8 protein-coding genes, 2 pseudogenes and 1 other annotated feature are annotated in these 6,594 nt (G+C 32.3%); of the genes and pseudogenes, 1 reads left to right on the top strand and 9 read right to left on the bottom strand.

Going from position 1 to position 6,594, the window contains the following annotated elements; translation table 11 throughout:
- Positions 1-93, top strand: a pseudogene (locus BMZ04_RS22990) (spore coat protein); the annotation flags it as partial.
- A 382-nt stretch (positions 94-475) separates the two neighbouring features.
- On the opposite strand, the pseudogene BMZ04_RS20755 reads toward BMZ04_RS22990, so the two are convergent.
- The 9 genes and pseudogenes from BMZ04_RS20755 to BMZ04_RS20715 all read right to left on the bottom strand — a co-directional run.
- Positions 476-625: pseudogene (locus BMZ04_RS20755) on the bottom strand (SDR family oxidoreductase); the annotation flags it as partial.
- Between the two features lie 58 nt (positions 626-683).
- On the bottom strand, positions 684-1,142 hold the full coding sequence (locus BMZ04_RS20750; protein ID WP_093277189.1) for a hypothetical protein: 459 nt from the start codon (positions 1,140-1,142) through the stop codon (positions 684-686).
- A gap of 202 nt (positions 1,143-1,344) precedes the next feature.
- Entirely contained in the window at positions 1,345-1,572 is a 228-nt protein-coding gene (locus BMZ04_RS20745; RefSeq protein ID WP_093277186.1) for a hypothetical protein, read from the bottom strand.
- Between the two features lie 68 nt (positions 1,573-1,640).
- Positions 1,641-1,895, bottom strand: a complete 255-nt coding sequence (locus tag BMZ04_RS20740) for a hypothetical protein (RefSeq protein WP_093277183.1) — start codon at positions 1,893-1,895, stop codon at positions 1,641-1,643.
- Positions 1,896-2,018: 123 nt separating this feature from the next.
- Positions 2,019-2,303, bottom strand: a complete 285-nt coding sequence (locus tag BMZ04_RS20735) for a hypothetical protein (protein WP_093277180.1) — start codon at positions 2,301-2,303, stop codon at positions 2,019-2,021.
- 574 nt (positions 2,304-2,877) lie between these two features.
- Positions 2,878-3,234 (bottom strand): DUF3139 domain-containing protein, encoded by a 357-nt coding sequence (locus BMZ04_RS20730; RefSeq protein ID WP_093277176.1) that lies wholly within the window; start codon positions 3,232-3,234, stop codon positions 2,878-2,880.
- A gap of 72 nt (positions 3,235-3,306) precedes the next feature.
- Entirely contained in the window at positions 3,307-3,705 is a 399-nt protein-coding gene (locus tag BMZ04_RS20725; RefSeq protein ID WP_093277173.1) for a hypothetical protein, read from the bottom strand.
- Positions 3,706-3,883: 178 nt separating this feature from the next.
- Positions 3,884-4,699: an undecaprenyl-diphosphate phosphatase gene (locus BMZ04_RS20720; protein WP_093277170.1), complete on the bottom strand. Its 816-nt coding sequence runs from the start codon at positions 4,697-4,699 to the stop codon at positions 3,884-3,886.
- Between the two features lie 189 nt (positions 4,700-4,888).
- Positions 4,889-6,106, bottom strand: coding sequence for an MFS transporter (locus tag BMZ04_RS20715; protein WP_093277195.1), 1,218 nt, complete (start codon positions 6,104-6,106; stop codon positions 4,889-4,891).
- Between the two features lie 65 nt (positions 6,107-6,171).
- Positions 6,172-6,439: a binding site (T-box leader), on the bottom strand.
- Between the last annotated feature and the right edge of the window lie 155 nt (positions 6,440-6,594).

The raw sequence follows: 6,594 nt of genomic DNA, 5'->3' as shown, positions 1-6,594 counted from the left end.
ACCAATGTTATATTAAGGATCAGTGCAGCTTTATTTAACTCATTAAGAAATTCTGGTGTTCGTGAATGTATTCCTCAAAATTTCATTAACTAAATTTTATCGCCCTTTTAAATGTAAGGGTACAAAAAACAAGCGAACAATTTTATTGGGAGCTTGTTTTTTATTTTGAAAGTATTTATGCATGTTTAACACTTCAAAATTAAACGACTTTATTATTTCTTAACATGATTTATGCTATCCTCCAAATTTAATGTGTTCTACCAATCAGATTAATTCCTAATACTACTTCGCTTTCCTTTTTAGAATACCTGCTTATCCGATTTTACTTTTGAATACTTTCTTCTCCCGTTTTCTATTGTCTGGGTGAAAGAAGTCTATCCTTGCTATCACCTGAGACATTTTCCCTCAATAAAAAAATAGTCCAGTTTAATAAACTGGACTACTTTTTGTAAATTTTGTTATTGAGATTGTATTATTATAAATCAGAGATCATACCGCCATCTACAACAAATTGTGCTCCTGTTGAATAACTAGAATCGTCTGAAGCTAGATAGATGACTAAGTTTGATACTTCTTCTGTTTTTGCACTTCTTCTTAAAGGAATGTCTTGTTCCAGTTTTTGAACCTATTTCTATATAATTTTTTTCTGCTTTCTAGTATTTATTTGTAATTTTACAGTTTTATTATTCCACTAAAAAACTACTTCGTTTGTTAAATACAAACTGCCATATAATTTGTAAATGATAGTAAAGCAGTGATGCAATTATTCCAAGAGACAAAAAACCAAATGTCTCTGAATTATATAAAATAGCGCCATTTGAAAGTATAAACAAAAATATCAAAGTGCTAATTATCCCCGCTAGAATATACCAAATAGATTTTCTAAAGTATCTTCTACTTCTCGAATAATGTTGATGTTTCACATTCATTTTATCAATAATAAATGACCAAATAACACCTGCAACAATAAAGACTGGTCCTGAGTATATAGCGTAAATAGTAAAAAGTCCTGAAAGAGAGGTATAAGAAGAATTCGGTTGCCTATTAGAAACAGGTTCGTAGGAAAATATTGCAAGCAATCCACTAAATAAGACGGTCGCAATAACTCCTATTAAGATTCTTTTAATCAGTTCTTTTATCACTTATTATCCTCCATTTATTATTAATCACTCTATTTTACAAATGCTTTTTTAGTTGAACAAAAAAATAATGACCGCCTAAGCAACTCTATAGTCTTTCACTAAAGCAACAGATATAAGGAAGGAGATTTCATTTACTGTGAGTTGTAAAAAAAATTAACACAAAGAATAAAAGAACATAATTCAGTAAACCTGCTTCGTTAATTCAATAAGCTCCTTTTTTTACAATTTTGGCCGGACGAAATTCACCCAGTTCTTCGTCATACTTGAAAAGGCTAAATCCTGATTTTAACATCGTCACCCTACCTATTTGTCCTTCTTTAAGCTCCATATTATCCCACATGACTTTTGTAGGCAATGCAGCCTCTGTATTTACAAAAAAAGTAGTAAAGGCTAAGACTGATAAAAAGACTGAAAGAATTATCTTTTTCATAATTACACTCCTTTTTTCCACTCATATCATAATATCAAACGATCTCGCCCGTTATTTAAATAAACAGCTTATAATCTGGTTTGTTTCTTCTTGGAAATCACTATATCAACCATGATAACAATAAACGATATTATCCCGTAAATTACAATTATATACTTTAAAAACTTTGACCCATTATGAGTCATAAGGGCTTTTATTATTATCGCTCCCACCAATATAGCCATTCCAAGTTGTGCCAAGAATTTATTATTTGGATGCTTCTTCTTAGAAATCTTAATAGCTAAAAAAAGAATTATAATCACCAGTAGTAATAGATTACTCATTATCTGCCACCTAATTAAGTTACAGATGTTAGTCCACAAAATGGCCCATTTTCGTCACTTATCCTTATTCCAAAAGAGCGCACATTTCAGGGAAATAGCTATTTATGAATGATTGTTTCCTTTCTAATTATAAATTTCATAAGCAAAATATCCAAATAAATAGCCTATTCCAGCTCCTAAACTAACTGTAGATAGTAAAGAGATTTGGAAAAACATGCCCCAAATCACACCGATCGCACAACCAATAAGCATTCCCATTGGTATTAAAATATCTAATAAATCTTGATCGCCTTTTGATTTTTTCTTACCTTGGTTATCTTGGTTAAATTTATGTTTAAGCCTTTGAATTACAAATACTACAATTCCACCCACTATTACAACAGGTGCAATTGCCATGACAAACCCCATGTTATAACCACCTTTCACTTTTATCAATCATATCTGCTAATTCCTATTGCTTTTGCCCATTCCAATAATTCATTTTTTTCTTTTGCTATTTTCACATTCAACACCTCTTTCTCTTTAAAACACTTAGCATTTACTTAAATAACTCATTAAATTAAATTATTAGACTTCCCTTTAATAGTGCCTGCTAGTTAAACTAAATTGCTGAGTTAGTAGAATAAGAAAATTCTAACCTCTATTTGCATCATCAATTACAGAGTTTAAAGTACTCTCCCACCAAACATCCTTATTTCCATTTAGATATTTTTTTATTAGATTTCTAAATGGGTATGGTTGTAAATTTATATTATTCAAGTCATCTGCATTACACCAGAAAAATTTACCAAGACTAGAGTAAAAATCTGCATAAAACTAAGAACAAAATTCGCGAATTCCATAGAAACTCCTCCTCAAAGTGTCCCTTTACTTTAATACGTATGACACGAAAAGAAGTTCCAATATTAAGTAAATTACACATTTGAAATTCACAAAAACCCATTTCTGTTTATTCAACTAACCCCCCCGTTATATTGTAAGTTCAAAAACGCGGACTATTATTCTTTAAGTCTTCCTCTTTAATACCTTCTTTCTGTCCCTCTTCACTGATATTGTAATTAAATTGAAATACATCGTTGTCATGTGCAAAATAGGTGTACTCAACGTTTGGTTCATTTTTGAAGGTTACAACTGCATAGTATGCTGGAAGCTTAAATCCCCATTTTCCCTCAATAGATTCAATATCCTCTTTTTCAAAGCCTTTCTCTTCCATTAGGTATGTAGATACTCTATTTTGGTAGATGTATTTATTTGCTTGTATTGATACTAACGGTACAATTACTAATCCAATAAAAATAACCAATTGGGTAATTTTAATAATCTTCTTTGTTCCTCTCATACTCTACCCCTCCGCTTGGTATTTTTGATATTTTGCACGTAAAATCTAAAGCAACAGTTAGATGAATAAGTATTACCTTTCAATATTTATGAAAGCATTAGAAGGAGTAAGATATTCCTGCTCCCCTAAAGAAAAATCAGACTGTTGACGATTTATTTCTGTATAATGAACAACCTTATTGTTATTAAGGAAAACCAATAAATAGATGTCATCTCTGATATCTAACTTGCTTGGGTCTTTAAAGTTAACTCTTAATTGTTCCTCTAGACTTTCTTGCGTTGTATAAGGTGCAAATAGAAAAGCTTTATCCCAATCGAAATTTGTTAAATCATTAATATTTATCTCACTTATATTTTTGTCTTCTACAATGGAATGAATGGATTCCTCTAATTCTGTATTCTGTTGAACACTATTTTTGCTACAACCCACTAAAAATAGTAAAGAAAAAATAATAACCGTAATTTTCTTCAAATTATCACTCCTTTATCTTTATAACGTAAAAAGAATGTGATAGTTTCAAACTTGTTGTTCTTGGACTAACCTGACCCGTGTGTAACATTTCACATATGATCGTCGAGGTGAATTTTATGTTTGTGACATAAAAAAATAGACCATCGAAAATGATGATCTTGTTTAACTACAGTATCCGTTAGAAGAAAATTAGAAGTAATGCTCCAACGAGGAAACAATAATATGTAAAATAACCTAGCTTTCCATTTTTCATAATTCCCATAAACCACTTCACCGCAAAATATGTCATTAAAAGTGTTGCTATAAATGCAGCTAAGTAAGGAATTGCTAAGTCTGCTTTATTCGGTTCATTTAGAAAATCAGCAAGACCTAGTATAACCCCTCCGAGACTCACAGGAATATACAACATAAATGAAAATCGAAGAGCCGTATCTTGTTTCATTCCTACAGCAACTGCCGAAATAATTGTTGCACCTGAACGGCTAATTCCTGGTGTTAATGCGACAGCCTGCCCTAACCCTACAATAAAAGCATCCTTAATTTTAATATCTCTCTCGTCTTTATAACCTTTCAGATTGCGAATTAACCACAAGGCAATCCCTGTTACGAAAAGCATCACCGCAATCGTTGTCATGCTAACACTTTCTGCTATAAAGTCACTTAATAATATCCCCAGCACACCCGCTGGAATAGTTCCAATGACAATAAAGAGAACAAAACGAAAGTCACTCTTATAACGAAAATTTTTCGTTTTCAAATAATGAATTGAATTTACTGCAAGTCGTACGATATCTTTTTTATAAATATAAAGTATCGCAAATAGTGATGCTGTATTTGTTAATATAGCAAAAGTAAATCCTTGTTCCCCTAACCCCAAAATCTCACTTACAATCATTACGTGTCCACTAGAGGACACTGGAATCGGTTCTGTAAAGCCTTGAACTAATCCAATTATTATCATTTTGACTATGAATACAATATCTAATTCTCCCATTTTTACCTCCCTATAAATCCTCATTCTTAGTTTAACGCCTACTATTTTAAATATATTAAACTAAGATCAGAAAAACCATCGATTAATATAATAATTTGATGGACTTATGTTACATTTTAGTCACTTTAGTCTTTAAGTGAAAGGTAAAGCCATTGAGAAGCTAAATTAAGTCTAATTTTCATTACTTATTTAAGGAAGCAGCACCTTTTTAAAATATTCCTTCCGTTTTGCACCTGATACAGCTTTCAATGCCAATAACCCTAATATAAAGAAGGCAAATGAACCCATTAATCCCACCGGACGGATTGAAGTTAATTCTGCGGCTAAACCTAATAAAACCGTTAAAGCAACAATGAATCCTGCTTCGATAACACTAAAGATACTTCCAAACCTTCCCATCAACCTCACAGGAACATGATTTTGGTAGAAAGTCAAATACCCTGTATTTGCAAACGTTACAGCAAACCCAATTAAAAATACACCTGGCGCTGCACTAAAAAAGCCATTAGAACTATAAAGTACTAAATAACCTATTGAGGTAAAAATGGTACCAACACCTATTAAAAGATTAACTGCAAGCAGCTTTGAGAATACGGAATTAATAATTGATCCTATTATTATTCCAGTTCCAAACACGCTTAATAAAAACCCATAATTGGTATCTGATATGAAAAGTACTCCTTTTGCAAATGCTGCCTCTAGAGAATCGATCGCTGTCATGAATATAGTAGTACCGCTAAATAATAAATATATCTTTGTAACATAGGTATAGTCCTTACTGAAATTAAAAACAACCCGAAAATCATTTTTTATCATATCCCAAGTAAATCTTTTCCCCTCTGTCTCTTTGGGTCTGGAATCAACATTAGGTAGCCTCATTATAATAAGTGCCGAAAAAAATAATGCCACAGCATTTACATGGATGGCAGTATATGGAGTACCCATCCAAAATAAAATCCCTGCAATGGCAGGACCTATTAGTGAACCGCATGAGTTTATAAAACTACGCAGTGCATTAAAGCGTTGCCGATCTTTTTCAGGTATTAGTTTAGTCATATAAACCATAGATGTAGGTTGAAAAATAGCACTTCCCATATTAATGATAAACGCTAATATATAAACATAAATAAGTGAAGGTAAAAATGGAATTAACGCAATACATAGTGCTCGGAAAACATCTAATCCCATCATAAGTTGCCGTGTATTTACCCGATCAATTAAACTACCTGCCCAAGCATTCGAACATATAGTTGCAATTGGACCAAGTATATATAATAAAGCAATTGCAAGTGGTGAACCTGTTTCATTCAATATAATTAAATTTAGTGCGATTAAGTAAACCCATCCCCCCACATTGGAAATGCCTATTCCTCCTAAAAGCATGAAAGGATACTTCCATTTGGACATATTCACCACTCCTATTTTTTTTTTTTTAAAAACAAAATAAAAAAACTCACCCCCAAGATATTTATCTTGGGGGCGAGTCATATCGCGGTGCCACCCCAGTTCACCTCTACATTGCTGCAGAAGCCTAATCGAGTACAGCTTTGTGCATAATAAATCACCTGCGATACTCTATCTCGTTAACGGGAGAATACGTTGCATCATCATTGTTCCAAATAAACAAATCCAATGCACAGCTCCAAGCCTTGTTTCAACATATTTCCTATCCCTCTTTTTCAGCTAACAGAGGTCTCTGTAGATAGTACGTATGTTTACTCTTCTTTTCATCGCTTTTTTTATAGATTTTTGTATATCCTATATTACTTTGAACTAAAATTCAATACAATTATTTACTTCAAGCATTCACGGCTTATACTTATTCACTAACCTGCCCCGCTAGTAGCTCACTAATTATGTATCTAATTCTACTAAGCTGAAGTTTTTATAGAGAA

This window comes from Psychrobacillus sp. OK032 (assembly GCF_900111345.1).
GTDB lineage: Bacteria > Bacillota > Bacilli > Bacillales_A > Planococcaceae > Psychrobacillus.
This window is presented reverse-complemented; position numbering and strand designations above follow the sequence as displayed.